The sequence below is a fragment of the Mucilaginibacter sp. genome, from assembly GCF_039921305.1.
In the GTDB taxonomy this organism is placed as follows: domain Bacteria; phylum Bacteroidota; class Bacteroidia; order Sphingobacteriales; family Sphingobacteriaceae; genus Mucilaginibacter.
Genome location: NZ_JBDSCA010000029.1, coordinates 1 through 17,060, shown reverse-complemented (window position 1 = coordinate 17,060; position 17,060 = coordinate 1). Strand labels below are relative to the sequence as shown.

24 protein-coding genes are annotated in these 17,060 nt (G+C 41.6%); 9 read left to right on the top strand and 15 right to left on the bottom strand.

Translation table 11 applies throughout. The annotated features are described in order from the left end of the window. Positions 1-439: AraC family transcriptional regulator (locus ABIN91_RS09505; RefSeq protein ID WP_348050856.1), on the top strand; the 439-nt coding region annotated here is incomplete at its 5' end. 137 nt (positions 440-576) lie between these two features. Beyond that, a complete protein-coding gene (locus ABIN91_RS09500; protein WP_348050855.1) occupies positions 577-957 on the top strand; it encodes an MmcQ/YjbR family DNA-binding protein in 381 nt (126 codons plus the stop codon). A gap of 146 nt (positions 958-1,103) precedes the next feature. Here the strand turns inward: ABIN91_RS09500 and ABIN91_RS09495 are convergent, their stop codons facing one another. Continuing rightward, the gene (locus ABIN91_RS09495) at positions 1,104-1,835 is read right to left on the bottom strand and encodes an SDR family oxidoreductase (RefSeq protein ID WP_348050854.1); all 732 of its coding nucleotides are present in this window, start codon (positions 1,833-1,835) and stop codon (positions 1,104-1,106) included. 122 nt (positions 1,836-1,957) lie between these two features. After that, a complete protein-coding gene (locus ABIN91_RS09490; protein ID WP_348050853.1) occupies positions 1,958-2,869 on the bottom strand; it encodes a helix-turn-helix transcriptional regulator in 912 nt (303 codons plus the stop codon). A gap of 490 nt (positions 2,870-3,359) precedes the next feature. Here ABIN91_RS09490 and ABIN91_RS09485 point away from each other — a divergent pair, with 490 nt between their 5' ends. Both ABIN91_RS09485 and ABIN91_RS09480 read left to right on the top strand, forming a co-directional pair. After that, entirely contained in the window at positions 3,360-4,037 is a 678-nt protein-coding gene (locus ABIN91_RS09485) for a phage integrase SAM-like domain-containing protein (RefSeq protein WP_348050852.1), read from the top strand. Next, positions 4,006-4,671, top strand: a complete 666-nt coding sequence (locus ABIN91_RS09480; RefSeq protein WP_348050851.1) for a hypothetical protein — start codon at positions 4,006-4,008, stop codon at positions 4,669-4,671. The genes ABIN91_RS09485 and ABIN91_RS09480 overlap by 32 nt, the downstream gene beginning before the upstream one ends. Positions 4,672-4,707: 36 nt before the next feature. Here the strand turns inward: ABIN91_RS09480 and ABIN91_RS09475 are convergent, their stop codons facing one another. From ABIN91_RS09475 to ABIN91_RS09435, 9 genes are all read right to left on the bottom strand, one after another. After that, positions 4,708-5,049 carry a hypothetical protein gene (locus ABIN91_RS09475; RefSeq protein ID WP_348050850.1) on the bottom strand — a complete coding sequence of 114 codons (342 nt, stop codon included), beginning with the start codon at positions 5,047-5,049 and terminating at the stop codon, positions 4,708-4,710. Positions 5,050-5,059: 10 nt separating this feature from the next. Then, on the bottom strand, positions 5,060-5,185 hold the full coding sequence (locus ABIN91_RS09470) for a hypothetical protein (protein WP_348050849.1): 126 nt from the start codon (positions 5,183-5,185) through the stop codon (positions 5,060-5,062). A 65-nt stretch (positions 5,186-5,250) separates the two neighbouring features. Further along, the gene (locus ABIN91_RS09465; RefSeq protein WP_348050848.1) at positions 5,251-5,709 is read right to left on the bottom strand and encodes a hypothetical protein; all 459 of its coding nucleotides are present in this window, start codon (positions 5,707-5,709) and stop codon (positions 5,251-5,253) included. Continuing rightward, on the bottom strand, positions 5,699-6,040 hold the full coding sequence (locus ABIN91_RS09460; protein WP_348050847.1) for a hypothetical protein: 342 nt from the start codon (positions 6,038-6,040) through the stop codon (positions 5,699-5,701). Before ABIN91_RS09460 ends, ABIN91_RS09465 begins: the two co-directional genes overlap by 11 nt. A gap of 12 nt (positions 6,041-6,052) precedes the next feature. After that, positions 6,053-7,009, bottom strand: a complete 957-nt coding sequence (locus tag ABIN91_RS09455; protein ID WP_348050846.1) for an NAD(P)-dependent alcohol dehydrogenase — start codon at positions 7,007-7,009, stop codon at positions 6,053-6,055. Continuing rightward, positions 7,006-7,761, bottom strand: coding sequence for a pirin family protein (locus tag ABIN91_RS09450; protein WP_348050845.1), 756 nt, complete (start codon positions 7,759-7,761; stop codon positions 7,006-7,008). The genes ABIN91_RS09455 and ABIN91_RS09450 overlap by 4 nt, the downstream gene beginning before the upstream one ends. Positions 7,762-7,763: 2 nt before the next feature. Next, positions 7,764-8,669 carry an alpha/beta hydrolase gene (locus ABIN91_RS09445; RefSeq protein WP_348050844.1) on the bottom strand — a complete coding sequence of 302 codons (906 nt, stop codon included), beginning with the start codon at positions 8,667-8,669 and terminating at the stop codon, positions 7,764-7,766. Between the two features lie 263 nt (positions 8,670-8,932). Beyond that, positions 8,933-9,580 carry an isochorismatase family protein gene (locus ABIN91_RS09440; protein WP_348050843.1) on the bottom strand — a complete coding sequence of 216 codons (648 nt, stop codon included), beginning with the start codon at positions 9,578-9,580 and terminating at the stop codon, positions 8,933-8,935. Then, positions 9,567-10,073 carry a cupin domain-containing protein gene (locus tag ABIN91_RS09435; protein ID WP_348050842.1) on the bottom strand — a complete coding sequence of 169 codons (507 nt, stop codon included), beginning with the start codon at positions 10,071-10,073 and terminating at the stop codon, positions 9,567-9,569. Before ABIN91_RS09435 ends, ABIN91_RS09440 begins: the two co-directional genes overlap by 14 nt. Positions 10,074-10,373: 300 nt before the next feature. Between ABIN91_RS09435 and ABIN91_RS09430 the strand changes: the two genes are divergently transcribed. Beyond that, positions 10,374-11,390 (top strand): AraC family transcriptional regulator, encoded by a 1,017-nt coding sequence (locus ABIN91_RS09430; protein WP_348050841.1) that lies wholly within the window; start codon positions 10,374-10,376, stop codon positions 11,388-11,390. On the opposite strand, the gene ABIN91_RS09425 is transcribed toward ABIN91_RS09430, so the two are convergent. Then, positions 11,391-11,924, bottom strand: coding sequence for a hypothetical protein (locus ABIN91_RS09425; protein ID WP_348050840.1), 534 nt, complete (start codon positions 11,922-11,924; stop codon positions 11,391-11,393). A 28-nt stretch (positions 11,925-11,952) separates the two neighbouring features. Next, the gene (locus ABIN91_RS09420) at positions 11,953-12,381 is read right to left on the bottom strand and encodes a 4-oxalocrotonate tautomerase (protein ID WP_348050839.1); all 429 of its coding nucleotides are present in this window, start codon (positions 12,379-12,381) and stop codon (positions 11,953-11,955) included. 450 nt (positions 12,382-12,831) lie between these two features. Between ABIN91_RS09420 and ABIN91_RS09415 the strand changes: the two genes are divergently transcribed. Both ABIN91_RS09415 and ABIN91_RS09410 read left to right on the top strand, forming a co-directional pair. Then, positions 12,832-13,797, top strand: a complete 966-nt coding sequence (locus tag ABIN91_RS09415; RefSeq protein WP_348050838.1) for an NADP-dependent oxidoreductase — start codon at positions 12,832-12,834, stop codon at positions 13,795-13,797. A 165-nt stretch (positions 13,798-13,962) separates the two neighbouring features. After that, positions 13,963-14,685, top strand: a complete 723-nt coding sequence (locus ABIN91_RS09410) for a helix-turn-helix transcriptional regulator (RefSeq protein ID WP_348050837.1) — start codon at positions 13,963-13,965, stop codon at positions 14,683-14,685. 91 nt (positions 14,686-14,776) lie between these two features. Here the strand turns inward: ABIN91_RS09410 and ABIN91_RS09405 are convergent, their stop codons facing one another. Together ABIN91_RS09405 and ABIN91_RS09400 are read right to left on the bottom strand one after the other, a co-directional pair. Further along, positions 14,777-15,385, bottom strand: a complete 609-nt coding sequence (locus tag ABIN91_RS09405; RefSeq protein WP_348050836.1) for a Crp/Fnr family transcriptional regulator — start codon at positions 15,383-15,385, stop codon at positions 14,777-14,779. A 67-nt stretch (positions 15,386-15,452) separates the two neighbouring features. Then, complete coding sequence (locus ABIN91_RS09400) at positions 15,453-15,824, bottom strand: DoxX family protein (RefSeq protein ID WP_348050835.1); 372 nt, start codon at positions 15,822-15,824, stop codon at positions 15,453-15,455. 84 nt (positions 15,825-15,908) lie between these two features. Between ABIN91_RS09400 and ABIN91_RS09395 the strand changes: the two genes are divergently transcribed. Both ABIN91_RS09395 and ABIN91_RS09390 read left to right on the top strand, forming a co-directional pair. Further along, on the top strand, positions 15,909-16,295 hold the full coding sequence (locus ABIN91_RS09395) for a helix-turn-helix domain-containing protein (RefSeq protein ID WP_348050834.1): 387 nt from the start codon (positions 15,909-15,911) through the stop codon (positions 16,293-16,295). A 13-nt stretch (positions 16,296-16,308) separates the two neighbouring features. Beyond that, positions 16,309-17,060, top strand: a 752-nt coding sequence (locus tag ABIN91_RS09390; RefSeq protein WP_348050833.1) for an AraC family transcriptional regulator, incomplete at its 3' end; no start/stop codon positions are given.

Below are 17,060 nucleotides of genomic sequence, written 5' to 3'. Positions count from 1 at the left end.
CAACATAGATATTTTAAGGGCTTTGCTGTACCTTATTTTAAGCCTACTGGGAAATTGCGAATTGAAAGCCCTTAAGAATTCAGAACAAAAAAAAATCATAATCATAAACCGGTATATTGAATCGTTTACCAGTTTGGTGGGTGCTAATTTTATGACCAAACGTGATCTTCCATTTTACGCGGATAAGCTATTTATTACAACCAACTACCTGAATAAAATAGCAAAAGAGGTTTTGGGATCATCAGCCAAAAGATACATATTAAATAAGACAATCCGCGAATCCCAAAATTTACTCAGATACACTGATTTATCTATTGCAGAGATCAGTGATAAACTTCATATCGAAACGCCGTCTTATTTTGTGCGTATGTTCCGCAAATACACCGGTATGACACCAAAGGAATTTAGAAATAATTTTCATTCTGAAAAAACTGTATAGTTTTAATTGTCCGGAAAAGTGATGCTTTAATCCTTATTAATATTTAAAGGCAAGAAAAACATTACCTAATTTAGGATTGGATGGCATTACAACATTTTTGTCCCACTAGAATAAATTTCAAAGAAGAATTTACCGCAATGAATATCGAAGAATTTAGAGCATACTGTTTGTCATTCAAAGGTGCTCATGATAAAATGCCCTTTAACAAAGCAACCGCTGACTATGATAAAAACATATTAACTTTCAGCGTCATGGATAAATGGTTTTGTTTTGTTAATATCGAAGCGTTTGATTTTTGTGACCTGAAATGCGACCCGGGAGAATCAAAACGACTTCAGGACGAGTATGAAGGGATCACCCCAGGCTATCATATGAATAAAGAGCACTGGATAAGTGTTTATTTTAATAAGGATGTTCCAAAAAGCAAAATTGAGTCTTTAGTACGGGATTCGTATGATTTGGTTGTTGCAGGGTTGACTAAAAAACAGCAGAAAGAGTTGGAGGAAAGTTCAAAATAACATGATGATCTATTTACTGATGTAAATATGAACAGCACGCGGGGGCATGCCATTCATGTTTTTACGGCTCTGAAATATCCGGGTAGATTAACCGGCATAGTTCAAATAAGTAACTTCCTATTTCCCGTATAAAATATGCTCGGTATTTACCAAGGTAAAATCTCTCCTGCCTCCGAAAAAGTACCCGTCGGTCCATTGTCATCCAGCAGGGCTAATGCTACGCCTGTTTTCGCACCGTCTTCAGGTGTAAGTGGGGCCTGATCTGAGCCAATAGATGTTTTAACCCAGCCAGGATTTGCTGCGTTTACTTTTATTTTAGTGTCACGAAGTGCGTGGGCCAGAAAAACTGTAAATTGGTTTAAGGCTGTTTTTGATGCACTGTAAGCATATGGTTTTAAAGCGTAAAGCCAATGCGCTTCATCCAGATGAACCCCAAAGGAACCAGAAACGCTGCTGATGTTTACAATACGCCCCGCCTCGCTTTTTTTGATCGCCGGCAATAATGCCTGGGTCAGTTCCACGGTCCCAAAATAATTAATGTCGAACGTATCTCGTAGGGTTTGTAATGTAACGGTTTCCGTGTTGTTTCCGAACCATTCGCCGTCTAGAAATGCGGCTGCGTTGTTGACCAGGATGTCCAATACGCCATACTCACTTTCAATATAACTTTTAACATTTTCGATATCTGCCGAATTACTGATGTCCAGTTTTACGTAGGTAACATCTAACGATAATCTCCTTAAAATTTCTTCAGCCTTTTTACCTTCTGTTTCATTTCTTGCCCCTAATAAAACTTTAATGTTATGTTGTGCAAGTTGTTTTGCTGTTTCAAAACCAATGCCTTTATTGGCACCGGTCACTAATGCTATCTTTGTCATTTTGATAAATTAATTTTTATATTAATGCAAAGGTAGAGCGATAGCATAGCCGGAGTTAGCGTAAATAAAACCGATCCTTACTAAAATCAAACTTATTTATCTCAGCTCTTTGAAAGAGCAAACTATTCTTTTTGTAATTTCCTGTAATCTGTAGGAGAACCGTTTGCATGTTTTTTAAAAAACAAATTGAAATGTGACGGCTCCTCAAAACCGAGTGCAAAGGAGATCTCCGCAATGTTCCAGTTCGTTAATTTTAATAAGATCTTCGCCTCCTGAACAAGCCTTGCTGCGATGATTTCACTTACGGTTCTTCCTTTGGCTAATTTTACCTGTCGGTTTAAATAATTGGGATGGAGTGACAGACTGTCCGCGAACTCTTTTGAAGTTTTTAATTTGATCGTATTCTGGGGAGATTCAATGGGAAACTGCGATTCTAATAATCTTATAAAGGAACAGGCGATAACTTCAGTCGTATTATTTGTTTTTACGAATGAGCTAACCGAAGCGAGTTTTTGTGCATTAAAAATAATTTCAAGTAAATAAGTGCGTTGCAGATTGTTTTTGAATGCGCTATTGGCTTTTGCCTCGTCAAATATTTTATTGTAGATATCAATAAAATGTTTCGTTTGCTCATCTGTGAGCGAATAGATGTTCTGTCTGCCTGGTTTATAGATCGGGAATTCAAGTAAACGATAACCGCTGTTAGCTTTAGTGATAAACTCTTCTTTAAACACGCAACTGATCCCGGCGTATCCCAAACCAATCGCGTGTATTCCAAAAGGAATTTTGGTAGTAGTGAAAAGTAATGAGTTGCCCGAAATATCAATATTTCTATCTTCAAATTCAAGTCGGTATTCCCCTTGTAATAAGGTGGTCGTGTGAAATATTTTTCGATTATAATCAAAGGAAAAAAACGGGTTATTAGCTACGCTCAGGTCCAGAATATGAAAAATGTCTGCGTCATTCTGAATGGTATCTGTTATCGCAGCAGATTTTAATTGGGTTACAGAAGCTGAAGCATCAAATATTCGCATATACTAAGTTAGGTAAAACTATTTAATGGAGATGTGCCTGATTATTTACACCATGTTTTGACATGAAAAGCGATTTGGGCCACAAAAGGACGAACTGATGAAGATTGACATGTAATTAATCCGTAAATATTACCTTTTGTAACTCGGTGGTTGAAGCCGTAGCCCCAAAATACCTAAGTAAAGGAATACCTTCAAGTTACCTCTAAATCGTTTAAAAGCTTCAATTGCTCCACTAAGCGGTTCGAATTGTGTCCACTCTGGGGAGCATAAAGGCAAGCACGGTAAAACGGTCGCTTGCCTTTTTCTTTTCAATAACATGGCTGTTTTGATGCGATTTTCGCATAATTCCCACCTTTCTACAGGGAATTTCACTTATCTGACAAATCCGGGGCTATAGCATCAATATTTCAGTTTCGCATAGTTTTTTGTTAAACTTCACGAAAAACTGTACCAGAACTGTAACAGTCTTTCGTGGCTAAATCATTGAGTTATGGCCACTATCAGCCCTAAAGTTTTTAAGCACCACAAAAAAGCAGATGGTACTTACAACGTTAAAATTTGTATCTATCACAACGACGAGCGTGTCTTCATCGACACGGATCATTATGTTACCGGTAAAAAACTAACCAGCGACTATAAGATCAAGGATGTTTTCATCAACGCTTTACTTAACAAGACACTGGACGATTACCGGCTCACGGTAGGAAGATTGGGTAAGCAACTAAAACTATTCTCCGCCCAGGATCTAAAAGACCACCTGCTTTCAAAAGATAAAGTCATCGACTTTATCAAATTTGCGGATGAACATATTAATTTTCTGGACTCAAATGATCAGTCTAAGAGCGCGGCTAATTTCAGGACAGTAAAAAATCACCTGATCGATTTTTTAAAATCAAATCCGTTGCCCGTTGAAAATATCACTTTGACGTTCATTCGTTCCTTTGAACATTACCTGCGTGCCCCCAAGGAATTAAAGCGGAAAGATCAGTTCGGCCGGGAAGCAATAAAGCGCGGCAAAGGGCTTGGTGATGCCAGCGTGCATTGGTATTTAAGGGATTTTCAGGGTTTGTTTTCCGCAGCAATGATCTTTTATAACAAACCGTCTGTTGAGATTATTTTAATAGCGTATAATCCATTTGCCGAAAATTGTAGACCCGCCGCAAACTGAAAAGCGGGGATTAGCCATTACTGATCTGATCACTTTTAAGAACAGCCGAACGGAACCTGGGGGCCGCGCTGAATTAGCGCATAAATTGTCCATGCTATCATTTTATTTATGCGGTATGAATGCGGTTGATCTGTTCAAGAAACAATATCAGATCAAAGATGGCCGGATTGAGTATAACCGTTCCAAAACCAGGGGTAAAAGAAAAGATAAAGCATTTATAAGTATCAAAGTACCTTATGAGGCCTTTGAACTCATCGAATTTGCAGCCGGCTTACCAGAAAGGTACAGTTGTATTGGTACTCTCAATAAATCCTTATCAAAAGGTATGGAAATGCTATCCAGATCAACCGGCATACCCCGGTTACAATACTATAAACTGCGCCACACTTTTGGATCAACAGCCCGAAACAAATGTCATATGACCAAAGATGATATTGCTGAAGCACTCAACCATGTGGAACACGGCCGCAAAACGACCGATATTTATATTTCCAAAGACTGGAGCATTGTTGACAATGTACAAGCAAGTGTCATCCGCTACATGCGACGGGAAGAAATGAAAAACAATGTTGTGATAACACCTGCGACCAGGACTATTTTCGCCCATATCGAGCTGCCCAAATTACAGCCTTAACCCTTACAATCCCCTGCCCGAAAAGCAGGGGATTATTTATTCCCCTAACACATTCAGCGCCTTTCGCCAATTTGCGTAAGTCAAATGATCTTTCCCCCTACTGAATAGCTGCTCATAAAACCGCATATAGTTTTCGTCCTGGCTGCAAAACTCGCGCACTTGCCGCAATAGATTCGAAGCATGTCCTAAATAATAAGTTTCAAATTCCGTAAAAGACTGGAACCGTTCCGACTTCGATTTCACCACCCGGAAAATTTCTTCCTTCAAACGCTCGTCACCCGTCAACAACATCCGGGCAATCGCGTCAATACCGTCAATGAAAAGATAACATTGTTTATAATTTAAAGCTGCTTTACCTGCGAGAAAGCTATGGGCCAACGGCTGTAATTCATACGCCGGTTTCTGAATGATTGGTCAGCATCCAAAAACTTTCTACAAAGTCAACCAATGCCGGCACTGGTTTGTTTACGCTGTATTCAATTTCGTTTTGTGTCATGTCGATGGTACTTTGCATTTTTCCTTGTGAAATACGAAAGTAAAGGTAGGACAACCCCTTTTACCTGCGATCTCTTTACTTTTTTAGTCTATTCCTGATGTTGACCTAACTAACGAACTCCATTGCCAGGTGAAACCTGTTGTAATCGCCAAAACGATAGCTTCCAAAGCAAATTGGCCCTCGCTTGCCAGGTTGGAAATAAAGGGCCCTTTGTGCAATGCTACATAAAACAAAGGCATTAACAGTTGATAATTAACGGTTACTACAAGTAAAGCGAACAGCAATAATCTTAACCATTTAAAAGGAGCAAGTTGATTCAATATTAACATCGCCATTGCCATGCAAGCCAAAACAGGCTCGATGAAACTGATGTATGCAGGTATTAAAACGTCCGGGCCATAGGGTAACTTACACCATTCGCCGGTTGGCGCGAGATACGAAATTTTTTCCATTACCGGCTTCCAGGCTGCGCCCATGAGTGGATTAATAGCAAACATAAATACAGTGGCCAGCGCGATGGCGGCTAAAAATTTATAGAGCACGCATAAAGCCAAGCGAATTCGTGCAATACCCGTCCATAAACGGACCTCTGAAAAGAGATTCGGTCAACATCGCATCAATCAAAAACAGGATCGCCCATTTTTTCACAAAAGAGCCATGGATTTTCTTATACGCTAACTGCCAAAAAAGCAATAAACCAAACACCGAAAATATACGGATGATGAACTTGTACGGAGTGGTAATGACCGATAGTTCAGGAAAGGGAACATTCATTTCCTGAAGCATTATCGCATGGACACTTAAGGAAAGCACAGTGCTCAGGACGATCCCTATCACTAACTTCACCCAGTTCATATTTGTCTTCTGTAGCATGATATATTGCGTTTATTTATTATTTAAATCGTCCATTGTGATCACTGCTTTACCAATAAATTTACCATTGGAAACTTCAGTGTAAGCTTTTTCAAATGATTGGAAAGGATAAACCTTACTCACGACGATCTTGAACCCGTTTTCAACATAACCTCTAAGTTCGGTCAGGTATTCCGGGGAAGGTTTAAGCATAAGTAACTTATACTTCCTACTGGAAAACAAGTTGATGAAAAAAGAGCTGATGATTTCTTTTGGTCCAGGAGCGGTATGTACATAAGCGGATGAATGCTTCATGATCTGTTTTGCTTTGCTAAAAGGCATTTTACCTGACAGGTCAATTACAATATCATATTGTTTGCCACCCTTCAAAACATCTTCGTTATTGTAATTGACAACAAAGTCCGCACCCCAATCTTTAACCGCCTTTACCCCGATATCGCCAACCACGGTAGTGACTACCGCGCCTTGTGTTTTCGCGATCTGCGTAGCGAACATTCCTATACCGCCTGAAGCACCGTTGATCAAAATTTCAGTGCCTTTTTTCAGGCTTACCAAAGTTTTAAATATCTGCAACGCGGCAGACCCTACAACGGGCATGGCGGCAGCCTGTTCGAATGAAATATTACGAGGCTTGATGGCTACATCTTTTTCCGCCGCGATAATATATTCAGATAAGGCTTTCCCTTTAAACACATCGAGTATCCCATATACCTCATCACCTTTTTTATATTGAGTTACCGCTGTGCCGGTCTCTTCCACAATGCCCGAAAAATCGATACCCATGCCTTTCGGGAATTTACTGCCTGACATTAATTTCATTTCCCCATTGCGTATTTTCCAGTCCAGCGGGTTAAGGGATACCGCTTTAACTTTGATCAACACTGTTGTTTCCTGAACGGCAGGAATAGGGACCTCTGCTATTTGCAATACTTCCGGACCCCCGAATTTGGTATAAATTATCTTTTTCATTTTGTTCTGTTCATGTTGCCACTGTACATTCCTTCTTTAAATACCGGAGCATTCACATCAGTTACGAATAGTACGATATTGCAATCCTCGGCAGCTTTAAGCAGGATCTCCTCATTTTCGATCACCACGCTTTCTCCTTTTTGAAGAAGGGTAGTTTCGTTAACCGTAAGCGATCCGTCGAATACATAGACCAGGCAGGTAGCTTCTTTTAATGGCAAAACCGGCAGTGATCGCTGGTTCTCCTGTTCCAATTTCATATCATAGATCCAGGTATTGCTCCTGATCTGTAGCGGGAAATCATCGCCCTTACCAGCGACCGCGCGCCATTCATTCAAACTTACCACATCGGGAAACTCATTAAACTGTACCTGAGGTTTCATGCCGGCAATTTCCGGACGAATAAATATCTGTAAGGCAGTCAGCACGCCACCCTCCGGCAAAACGAGTTCTTCATGCTGGAATTGCGCACCGGCATTCATCATCATTAGTCGTTTATTCGTAATGACCTCAATGTTCCCTTCGGTGTCCTTATGTTCAACTACGCCACTTCGCAAATAGGTAAGTATTTCATCATCTTTATGTGGGTGCATAGGCACCAGTGTGCCGGGTGTTACTTTGGCTTGGTCAATCCTACCAATGGTACTGATACCCGAATCTTCAGAGCCGATCCCCTTACCGGGGAAAAGTATTTCGATGCCGAACCCACCATTTTTCTTTACGATCTTTTGCTGATTTGAAATGATTTGCAACATGATTAACTATTTAATTTATCCTTTAAAAAGTTGCTGGCCTCCTGCATCGCTTGTTGTCCTATTGATCCTGTCCCGAAAAATCCATGGACGTTTTCGTAATTTTGATAAATTGTAGGTACACCTGCCTTTTGCAGCTTATCGGCATAGGCTTTCCCTTCGTCTCTCAGGGTATCATAGTTTGCTGTCATGATCAATGCTGGTGGTAAACCCGAAAGATCATCCGTCCTTAGAGGCGACGCCTCATCGAATTTAGCCGGATCGGTTAGATAATTATCCCAAAACCACTTCATCATTTCAGCGGTCAACACATACCCTTCCTTGTTTTCTTCCCATGAAGGATGATGTGATGAATAGTGATCTGTCACGGGGTAAGTTGCAAACTGGGCTTTTAGCGTAACCCCGGCGGTTGTCAGTTTTTGTGCGACATACAGCGCCATATAACCGCCAGCACTATCGCCGGCAACAGCCATTTTGTCGCCAATGCCTTTATAGTTTTTAGCGTTTTCAATCATCCAAAGCGTAGCAGTAACAGCGCTTTCCGGCCCTTCAGGATAGGGATGCTCCGGTGCCTGTTTATAGTCAACCGACATGACTACGGCACCGGTATTAGCGCACAGCTGGCGGCAAATCTCGTCATGTGTATCTAAACTCAACAGCACAAAGCCACCCCCATGAAAATAAGATATTACCGGGAAGGGCCCGTTTCCTTTAGGAATATAAATCCTTACCGGAATCTGGTCTTTTGCTATGATCGTATTGATCACTTCGCCAACCGCTGTCGGGTTTGGGTTTGCAGGTGCATGTTTCATCATGTCCCTGGTTTGTTGCGGGGGCAACAGGTTCAATTTATCATAGCCGTGTGCCTCTGCATAGGCTATTGTTTGTAATACTTCTTCGGAAAGTGCCATTTGATTAGATTTTAATGTTTGAATATCTTTTGTTTCTAAATGATAGGTCAAAGGTCGGCAGGGAGCCGAAGTTAAAATAGCGCGTCAAGCCTGAAAAATAGTCCGATCCGCCAGATGTATATTTTGTTTTTTATTGATATTGATCCCTAAACAGACATCCGAAATGACTTAGATCACTAAATTGTAAGCGACTATTTGCCCATTAAAACAGCCTTGAGTATCAAAAAAGCCGGGAAACTCGGCCCGGCTTTTTTTAACGTTTACTATTTAAACTGTCCGAAGGTAGGAATGATATCAGACAGTAGGATTTGCATAAGCTTTCCGCCGTCTTCGCTTTCCCATCTGTCAGTCAATTCGGTAATTAACTGGTTGATCACGTTGGTGCGAACCCCGTGTTTTTCCCAGGTCGCTCTGGCAACATCATCGGCGATCTCCGTCGGAGAACCTCCCGCATCTATGACAACCTGTACATCAAAACCTTCTTCTACCATTGAGATCGATGGATATACGATGCAAACATCATTGGTCAGCCCGGCCATAATAACGTTCTTACGTCCATTCGCTGCTTTTAAAACTGCTTCTTTGAAATTCTGGTCATCCCAGGCATTGGTGATCCCGCTTCTTTTTACCCTGTTCGCATATTCTTCCGGCAATATCTCCTGTAATTCAGGGACAGTTTGTCCCTGAATGTGGTCTTCCATGCTCGTAGTAAGCACGATAGGCATACCAAGCGCCTTGCCGATCTTAGCCAATGCTTTAGCGCGGCTGATGATCATTTCCTTTGGCCGGTTGGTAGCCATGGTAATCGTTCCTACCTGGTGATCGATGAGTAAAATGATCGTGTCGTCTTTTTTAAAATGTTTCATGGTTTCTGTTTGATGGTTTTTTTCGAATACGCTACTTTTTGTCAAGGTAGTTTGGAGGATACACGATTTGCCCGTGTTTTTCCGCGATGGCCTGCAGTTTTTTAATGGATTCAGCGTCTAAAGGCGGCGGTGGAAGAAATTCACCGGCAGCCACAGGTTCACCTATCTCTTCAAAAAATTCTTCCAACCCGGCCGGGACAACTGTACAAAGTAAATGAGCTAATTGATCACTTACATTTTTAAAGTAATGCACTACACCGCCTTCGGGTATGACTACAAAGGAACCCTTTGTCGCAGTGTAAGATCCAGCTTCAGAATGAACTTCCACCTCGCCGTCTACGATGTAAAAAGATTCATAGAAATTGGCATGAGAATGAGGCCCCGGGCCACTTTGGGGAGGTATCAGCATGTCGATAGTAGCGAATGCACCATTAGTTTGCTTACCTGAAACAAGTACTCGATAGTTATCGCCCACGACTGATAATATTTCTCCGCCTTTAGGATCAACCGTTATCGGCGATAGTTTTGAATTTTCCATAGTGATGTTTTTATGTGGTAAATAATATTAACAAATTCCTATTGTCCACCTTAAAATTAGGCCAACTAAGAGGGTTTGGCAAGACAAAATATCAGTCGGAAATGCCGTTATATGGACGAAATTCAAAAAAACAGTCCATTTAGTCGCAAATATGACCGCCAGCAACGTCGTGAAAAAAGAAAAATTTACAGGTCGTTTTTTTAAAAAAATAGTCCGATTAATCGCAATTTGATACTTTTGATTTATTATATTTATTCGAGTCATTGTTCTTGCTATCATAACGACACGTTACATTTGATAATGGTAAAACCCGAACCGTTGATGACTGTAGAATTTGAATTTCAAGTCATCAAAAATTTTCATTTTCTGACAGCATTCGCCAAACATTTTGACACTATTGTGGAAGGCGAAAAAGTATATCTGCCACAATGGTTGGGAGACGGGTACATCCAGCACATCAGCCTGGATGGCATGGTAATGTTTATTCATAATTATAAATTAAATCATGATCTTGTTCTAAGGCGGCAAGCTATTGCAAGCACCGAAAGTATTACGCTAAAATTTGACCATTCTAAATTCTTATCAAAATACAATCAGCAACGACATGATCCGTTCTTCGATAAATCAACAGGGTTTGAAGTAGAGGTTGGAACGTGTAATTTTAATACTGAACTAAAGATTCCTGCATACAAACAGATCAACTTTCTGATCATCGGCACTTCGCGTACCTACTTAACCGGGTTACTCAACTCTGAAAGTCGCGCCACAATTTTAAATTTAGTCAAAACCCATCCGTCATTTGTAGTTTACGATTTCATTTTCCCCGAAATGGCCAATGTTATAAAGCAAATTATCAGGATTAATAGCGCAACAGAACTACCAAAGTTACTTTACAAAGCAAAAGCACAGGAGTTGATCTATCATCTTTTTGAAAACTTATTTAAACGCCCAGTCATCGCTCCGGTAAATGTTAAACAGGATGATGCCGAAAAAATTCATATTGTCCGTTTGGCGCTGCTAAAGAATTTAAATAGTTGTCCGATGCTCCCGGAACTCGCTATTTTGTCGGGCTTAGGATTAACCAAATTACAAAAGCTCTTTATGCAGATCTTTGGACAAAGCATTCATCAATACTATCAGTCTATGAGAATGATACAGGCAGCCAGCCTCCTCAGCAACCTATCTGTATCTGAAACTGCTTATAAACTGGGTTTTACCAATCTTAGCCATTTTGCCAGAGTATTTGAACGGCATCATCAACTAAAGCCTAAACAATTTAAAAGCCGTTTGATAATAGAATCTAAATTGCTGACCTGATTACGAACGCTTTTGTCTTTCTTTAAGCGTGGGTTGTTCAAAATAGTCGGTTAGTTCTAAGGAATAGATAACGCTTGTTATCTTCCATTTTCCCTCCCGTTTGATCAGCAACAGGTATTTACCACCCCAATTAGTCATTTTATTATCCGCCCAAAAGCTGTAATCCATACTTACCGACGCTACAGTCCCATCTTCGATTATTCGGATATGATCAAATTTATCTTCGGTTGACTTATACCTGAATAACGACCGCATGAAACCCTCGTAACTTCCGGAAAAATAATTCCTTCGCACAGATTTAATACCGTTTTTCTTAAATTCTCTGGCCTGGGATCTGTCTTTGAGTGCCGCACACCAGGTAACGGGACCATCATTAAATAAACTATAAAATGCAACAGAGTCTTTTTCGATGACACTTTTACTGTAGTTATTTATAATGGAAATGATCTCTTTCCTGTTATCTGTTTTTTGTTGCGCATAACTGTATTGGGCGGTTATTAAAATTAAAATGGACAGCAATATTATATTTTTCATTTGCTATAGATTATAGGTGATATTGATTTCAAACGGCCTGAGCGGGAATGCTGTCACTTTTCTTTTGGTTATTAATATATTTATACTCTATCGTTAAACCTTCGTAACCATAGGCATCTGCTTTCATTTCCTGAATGGCAGTATAACTTACCGGATGGATACTTCCCAACAAGGAGGTTAAGGATTTGTGTACAGCCTGAATATAATCCGCTTTATCAATTTTAAGGTTGGTCGAATCCGATATTTTGATGTTAAGATGGAAACTTTTTGTTTTTAACTCTGCCAGAGATACTGAGTTAACGAACCAAAGATGATCTGGGGCAAATGATACAGTGAGCACTGTAACTTCGGGCTTTTTCTTTAAAACCTCTTTGGTAATTCGACTGATTTCCGTTGCGAGTTCTTGCGCTAAAGTTGGATCTTCCTGACCGCTTACTTTTAATTCGATTATTGGCATACTTCAATATTTAATGAAGTACAAATCTCAGTTTTAGACGGCTGTTATTTATTGATGTATGTTAAGAGTTTGATACGACGTAGCTATTCCAAACTAAGAAGCAATATGATATTTGCGAAACACGCTGCTCAATATTCATTTTTTGCGCTGTCGTTTCTATTTTGTGTGTTTATTTGAGCATACCGACGGAGATCCCGCACGCCCTGGAATGTTTACTGATCGTAAACCCTTCCAGTCCCTCTTTAACAATGATCTTAATGGCTTTCTGCCGACCAGTTCCTGTTTATTGATATTTCTTGTCCGCATAATACTGCAATTATAAATGAATAATCATTTAATTATAAACCTTTCTTCTGAGCTGGCTCCGGCTTTTAGGCTAACATAAAGCGAAGTTTGGCTAAATTTGTCGTCCCGTACTTTCTCATTTTTGTTGGCAAAGAAAGTTGAAATATGAAAGGCATCAGAATAAACGAATTCGGCGGACCGGAGGTCCTGAAAATGGAAAATATAGCGGTTCCAATTCCTGCGCCCGATGAGATCCTCGTCAAAGTCTACGCCAGCGGCGTCAACCCTGTCGACTGGGCGATCCGGAACGGCGCCAATATCCGCATGCGGTCTTTCCTCACCTTACCCATGACGCTGGGCTGGGACGCGGCAGGAACAGTAGAAGCGGTAGGTAGCGAAGTGACTGCCTTTCGCCAAGGAGATGCCGTTTACGGTGTCCCTAACTTTCCGGGCAACGGAAGCTATGCGGAATATTGCGCGGCAAAAGCGAAACAGTTTGCCTTTAAACCCCAAAGCCTGAGCTTTAACGAAGCGGCAGGCATGCCATTGGCAGCGCTAACGGCCTGGACGGGCATGTTTTGGCATGGTAAGTTGCAAGCAGGACAGCGTATTTTCATCCAGGGCGCCTCAGGTGGCGTCGGAAGTTTCGCCGTGCAATTTGCCAAAGCGATGGGTGCTTATGTAATTGGGACGGCCTCGACAAGTAACCTGGAATATCTCAAACAGCTCGGTGCCGATGAAGTCATCGATTACAAGACCCAAAACTTTGAAGAAATTTTGACCAATGTGGATGTCGTACTGGAAGCATCACCAACCCGTAACAACGACGAGCGGATCAAAGCCTTGGGCGTATTGAAAGAAGGCGGTATCTTCGTCAGTGTGAATACAGATTTTCCGTTCAACGAGCAAATGACCGAAGCCGCCGCCACCAAAAAAGTAAGCGGTGAACTCGCTGTGAATCAGCCGCGACAGGATTGGTTGACCGAGATCGCGCAACTGATCGACGACGGCCAGGTGAAGGTGCTGATCAGCAAAGTCTATCCGCTCGAACAGGTAGCAGAAGCACACCGCGAAAGCGAAACATGGCACGTTCGGGGTAAACTGGTCTTAGAAGTGAAAAAAGAATCATAGCCAATGAAACATTTTAAAACCATCAGCGAATTTCATAGGTATGTGGATTTGCCTGCGCCGCAGCATCCACTTATTAGCGTCGTGGATGTCGGGACAGTGCCCCATTCCCGCAGCGAAGAAATGCAGCACGTGGTCTTTGATTTCTATTCAATTTCCGTCAAACGCATGCACAACTTCAAGGCCAAATACGGGCAGCATCCTTTCGACTTCAATGAAGGCATCATGTCCTTCATGGCACCCGGTCAGGTATTCAGCATCGGTATAGCTGACAAAGGCAAACAGGCAGAAAAATCAGGATGGGTGATCTACATCCATCCTGATCTGATCTGGAACACCTCCTTAGCCAAAACCATCAAGCAATACGATTTCTGGGATTATTCCCTGCATGAAGGGCTGTTCCTCTCCGAAAAAGAAGAAGCCACCATCACCGCCCTCATTCAAAATATCGAACAGGAACACCATGCCAACATCGATCAATTCAGCAAGCCCATCATCATCTCGCACATCGAAACCCTGCTCAATTACGCCCATCGCTTTTATCACCGCCAGTTCATCACCCGGGAATTAGCCAATCACCAGATCCTCGAACGCCTGGAAATATTATTAGCCAGTTGCCAGGGCCTGCCAACGGTCGCGTACGTCGCCGGAGAATTGAACATATCTGCCAAATACCTGAGCAGTATGCTAAAAGTGCTCACAGGGCAAAACACCCAGCAACTTATCCACGAAAAACTGATCGAAAAAGCTAAACAAAAACTGTCGACCACAAACCTGTCCGTCAGTGAGATCGCTTACGACCTCGGATTCGAACACCTCCAGTCCTTCAGCAAACTATTTAAAACCAAAACCAACTTATCACCCCTGGAATTCAGACGGTCTTTCAACTGAAGACAGCGACTGTGAATCGTCCACCTAAACCATTCGATTTTAGGCATACTTCAATATTTAATGAAGTACAAATCTCCGTTTTAGGCGGCTGTTATTTATTGATGTATGTTAAGAGTTTGATACGGCTCAGCGATTCGGGCTTTACGCCCAAATAAGAAGCTATATGGTATTGTGAAACGCGCTGCTCAATTCCCGGATACAATTGCAGTACACTTTCAAGCCTTTTAGCCGCCGTATTTTTCAAAAATGAGGTTTCCCGTTTGCACTTCCTGATAAAAAATGTTTCAGCTATGAATTTGCCGAGTTTATACCATTGATTATCCCGTGATAGCAATTCCTGATATTGCGCTGCGGTAATGTAAACGATATTCACATCTGTCAGGGCCTGGATATTACAATTTGTAGGCATGGAAGTTAAGAAACTGGTGTAAGCACTTACAAAATCGTGCTCAAAATAAAAGTCGTTATTGAATTCATCTGATTCACCTCCGCGTATAAATGAGCGCATAGCTCCTGAAACCACAATTCCGATAAAAGTGCAGATAGCACCCTCGGTGATCAGGAAGTCTTTCTTGTTTAACTGCTTGCTAAACATAAGCTGCCTGAATTCGACAACATGGCGCTCGTCTAATCCCACAATCTCAATAAGCACGCTGTCCAGTGCGGCGCGTTCTTCAGCCAAAAGACTTTCTGTATTCATACCGGCCATTGTTTATATAGCAAAGGTAAACAAGAAAATGGCACCCAATGCCTTTTTATGGATCAGGTTAAATCACCTGCAATTTTACTTTGTGGTAACTGATGTACGATACCACCAAAAGCAATAGCATCATAAACGGTGCTATCAAATTAAATGCAGGGTCGCCGGCCTTGTAATGGGCAAGGATCGCGGAAGAAAAACTGATCGAAAAACCGAAATAGGCCCATTCCTTAACACGCACAGGAACCGCCGGAATAGCTATCGCAAATGTGCCCAGTAGCTTCGCAATTCCCAACTCGACACGAAACCAATCAGGAAATCCCAAATGTGCGAAAGCGACTTTCAGTTCGGCATTGAAGAAATAGTTATATACATTGGCCAGCATTCCCAAGACAACGAGGCCGGTAGTGATCCAATAAGTGATTTTTTTTGCTTTCATGATTGTATTTTTAAAAACGATATGCAAATCTACATCCGCTATGGTTTACTTTTGTAATGGGTTTACTGGTGGAAACCGGTTTCCATGAAGAAACTACCATCGCATATGAAAGAAAAAATCTACCTTGATCCTGTACGTTGTACCGCCCACCATATGGCAATTAACGACACCATGGACGTTTTGTCTGGAAAGTGGAAAATCCGGATAATCGGCTCTCTTGGCTTCGGCAAGCAACGATTTATGGAACTAAAAGCAAATATTGACGGCATCGCCGCAAAAATGCTCTCCAAGGAATTGCAGCAGCTGGAGTTAAATGGACTGGTTACGCGGACGGTACTCGATACTAAACCTATTACCGTTGAGTATAACCTTACCGAATATGGCCAATCGCTCCAGCCTATTATTAACGAAATGTCGGCCTGGGGCATCAAGCACCGGGAGAGAATTGTAAAGCAAATGAGCACTAAGTAAACGATCACTAACTATGTTAATAGAGTTTGTTACCCAGCCGCAGTTTAATTTTTTAACGGCTTTTGCGGAAGCCTTAAAAGTACCTGTGCTGAATAACGAGCTACAAATCCCATCATCACTCGGCGAAGGGTTTGTACGCCGCATTGATCTTAATGACGACTTCCGCTTGCTGATACACCGCTACCGCCTAAACCAGGAGCTGATTCTAAAACGGGTAGGTTCGACAGAACCTGCAAGCTTCATCAGCGTAATTTTCTATAATAATGAAGAGCCGGTTAGCTTAATTACGGACGATCAGGAACAACATCATTTTAGCCGTTATAACGATATGGCTATCCAGATCGCATCCAATAATATAGATTCTTTGATCACTTTTCCGGCCCATACTGAGATCTATTTTACGGTGATCGGATTGAGTGCCACGCGCCTCAAGGGGTTATTGGAACTCAATCGTCCTGATCATTTGATCGATACCATTGTAAACCCCAAAGAATCCTTTCTTTTTTATGAAAGTATGGGGACAGAAACACAGATGACTCTCAAACAGTTGTCAGAGCCACAGTCAGAAAAAGGTTTAGCCGGCTTTTACTACCGGCTTAAAGCGGAAACGCTGCTCTATGATGTTTTTAACCAACTGCACAACCGCCAATCTACCGGACATAGCCCGGTTAACAAAGCTGACGCAGAAAAGCTTGCTATGATTAGGAAAGCGATACTCAGCGATCTTAGTCAGCCGCCCAGCCTGCCTGATCTCGCCAAATTAGG

What these genes read in the sequence shown, in the direction of transcription:
- ABIN91_RS09405 (WP_348050836.1), bottom strand. Translation starts at nt 15,385, where the DNA reads ATGAATACAGAAAGTCTTTTGGCTGAAGAACGCGCCGCACTGGACAGC.
- ABIN91_RS09395 (WP_348050834.1), top strand. Translation starts at nt 15,909, where the DNA reads ATGAAGAAACTACCATCGCATATGAAAGAAAAAATCTACCTTGATCCT.
- ABIN91_RS09445 (WP_348050844.1), bottom strand. Translation starts at nt 8,669, where the DNA reads ATGGCACTTTCCGAAGAAGTATTACAAACAATAGCCTATGCAGAGGCA.
- ABIN91_RS09485 (WP_348050852.1), top strand. Translation starts at nt 3,360, where the DNA reads ATGGCCACTATCAGCCCTAAAGTTTTTAAGCACCACAAAAAAGCAGAT.
- ABIN91_RS09435 (WP_348050842.1), bottom strand. Translation starts at nt 10,073, where the DNA reads ATGGAAAATTCAAAACTATCGCCGATAACGGTTGATCCTAAAGGCGGA.
- ABIN91_RS09460 (WP_348050847.1), bottom strand. Translation starts at nt 6,040, where the DNA reads ATGCTACAGAAGACAAATATGAACTGGGTGAAGTTAGTGATAGGGATC.
- ABIN91_RS09470 (WP_348050849.1), bottom strand. Translation starts at nt 5,185, where the DNA reads ATGCAAAGTACCATCGACATGACACAAAACGAAATTGAATACAGCGTA.
- ABIN91_RS09495 (WP_348050854.1), bottom strand. Translation starts at nt 1,835, where the DNA reads ATGACAAAGATAGCATTAGTGACCGGTGCCAATAAAGGCATTGGTTTT.
- ABIN91_RS09430 (WP_348050841.1), top strand. Translation starts at nt 10,374, where the DNA reads ATGGTAAAACCCGAACCGTTGATGACTGTAGAATTTGAATTTCAAGTC.
- ABIN91_RS09410 (WP_348050837.1), top strand. Translation starts at nt 13,963, where the DNA reads ATGCACAACTTCAAGGCCAAATACGGGCAGCATCCTTTCGACTTCAAT.
- ABIN91_RS09420 (WP_348050839.1), bottom strand. Translation starts at nt 12,381, where the DNA reads ATGCCAATAATCGAATTAAAAGTAAGCGGTCAGGAAGATCCAACTTTA.
- ABIN91_RS09490 (WP_348050853.1), bottom strand. Translation starts at nt 2,869, where the DNA reads ATGCGAATATTTGATGCTTCAGCTTCTGTAACCCAATTAAAATCTGCT.
- ABIN91_RS09455 (WP_348050846.1), bottom strand. Translation starts at nt 7,009, where the DNA reads ATGAAAAAGATAATTTATACCAAATTCGGGGGTCCGGAAGTATTGCAA.
- ABIN91_RS09400 (WP_348050835.1), bottom strand. Translation starts at nt 15,824, where the DNA reads ATGAAAGCAAAAAAAATCACTTATTGGATCACTACCGGCCTCGTTGTC.
- ABIN91_RS09500 (WP_348050855.1), top strand. Translation starts at nt 577, where the DNA reads ATGAATATCGAAGAATTTAGAGCATACTGTTTGTCATTCAAAGGTGCT.
- ABIN91_RS09415 (WP_348050838.1), top strand. Translation starts at nt 12,832, where the DNA reads ATGAAAGGCATCAGAATAAACGAATTCGGCGGACCGGAGGTCCTGAAA.
- ABIN91_RS09450 (WP_348050845.1), bottom strand. Translation starts at nt 7,761, where the DNA reads ATGTTGCAAATCATTTCAAATCAGCAAAAGATCGTAAAGAAAAATGGT.
- ABIN91_RS09425 (WP_348050840.1), bottom strand. Translation starts at nt 11,924, where the DNA reads ATGAAAAATATAATATTGCTGTCCATTTTAATTTTAATAACCGCCCAA.